Source organism: Spirosoma luteum DSM 19990, from assembly GCF_000374065.1.
In the GTDB taxonomy this organism is placed as follows: domain Bacteria; phylum Bacteroidota; class Bacteroidia; order Cytophagales; family Spirosomataceae; genus Spirosoma; species Spirosoma luteum.
The window spans coordinates 1-1,226 of the sequence record NZ_KB893304.1 but is presented as its reverse complement, the minus strand read 5'-3'; the positions used below and the strand labels follow the sequence as shown (position 1 = coordinate 1,226).

Annotated in this window: 3 protein-coding genes; 1 reads left to right on the top strand and 2 read right to left on the bottom strand. The window is 40.0% G+C overall.

The window, feature by feature from the left end:
• The coding region (locus tag B156_RS32015; protein ID WP_026261069.1) for a hypothetical protein at positions 1-254 on the top strand (254 nt) is incomplete at its 5' end.
• A 117-nt stretch (positions 255-371) separates the two neighbouring features.
• On the opposite strand, the gene B156_RS0125820 is transcribed toward B156_RS32015, so the two are convergent.
• The gene (locus tag B156_RS0125820) at positions 372-704 is read right to left on the bottom strand and encodes a YegP family protein (RefSeq protein WP_018622699.1); all 333 of its coding nucleotides are present in this window, start codon (positions 702-704) and stop codon (positions 372-374) included.
• 213 nt (positions 705-917) lie between these two features.
• Positions 918-1,226 (bottom strand): hypothetical protein (locus B156_RS0125815; RefSeq protein WP_026261068.1); only part of this gene is annotated, 309 nt, incomplete at its 5' end.

Genomic DNA, 1,226 nt, shown 5'->3' with positions numbered 1-1,226 from the left:
TGGTAATGATATACCAATTTACACCGATTGGGGTGGTTAATTTAGGTACAAGCAAGAGCCAAGTACCCATTGTTCGGTTAGGTCACAGGGTATGTAATAATCCTCATTTAATTCCCCTTCTTCTACTTCATAGCTTAGTGCTGGATAAGGTGAATGCTGGCTTTTCCATCCGCAAAAAGAAAAAAGCCAATGAGCCGTTTTCAGGTTTTTGGCAAAGCCCTCATGTTGATACCATTGCGGAATACCACATTTAAGTCCAAGAATTATCGTTGTCTTTATCATAACCAAAGCATTTTGGCATAATATAGCCCACAAACGCCAAAAGCGGCTAGTATATACTAGCCGCTTTTGGCAAATTTATTCTATGACCTCTAAGTTAGGTCGTCCGTACCTGCACTTCCTCCCTGCCTTTTCATAATATCAATGGCATGTTCGCGGTCTTGCCGATTTACGTACCCTTCACTACTACGAGCAATTATTTGCCCGTTAGTGGAAAGCATGTTAAATCGGTAATTTCCCACTGCATCGTGCCTTTGATACGTGCCATCATAAGGAGAACGCGACTGAACTGCACTTATTCCGTTTTTGCAATTTTCCTTTGTGGTGTAACCCTCGCTTGAAATAATTTGCTTGCCATTGTCGGCAACAAAACGAAAATAGAATTGATAATTGACTGTACTACGAATAATCTTGTAACGTGCCATTTTTTACATGTTTAATAGTTAAAAAACACTAAAAAATGCAGACCAGCACTTGACTTTTACATCAAACTGAGTAACTTTGTTACAGACAATAAGGGGCCGTGATGAGCTAGTCAAGCCATCTTATCGTAAATTGATCTCCTCTCACAGATTTCAATTCTAGTTTTGGGAACGGGTGTTTGGGCTGGCCTGCAAACCTCACCTCGCACTCGTTCCTCAATCCTCTATTTCACTTTCTCCTTTTTTTCGCTCAAGTGTTCGCTTTTTGAGTTTGAAAATCTTTTGTCCGTTAACGTCCATCTCTATTAAATCAAAGATTACCTTAACGTTCTCATAGTCTTCTCCTAACAGGTCGAATAGGCTTCGGGTATTGGCGTAATAATATGCCCCTGATTTCATAACAGTAAATCCATCCGGGTCTATCTCATCCGTAGTAACCAGAAAAAGCATTTTATCTTTTTCGTAGTCCTTCGCCTTGCCAATCTTGACAGTTTTTACCTGTTCTAAATTCAGCCTTTTTTCTGC

Coding starts and splice junctions, on each gene's coding strand:
- B156_RS0125820 (WP_018622699.1), bottom strand. CDS start 704: ATGGCACGTTACAAGATTATTCGTAGTACAGTCAATTATCAATTCTAT.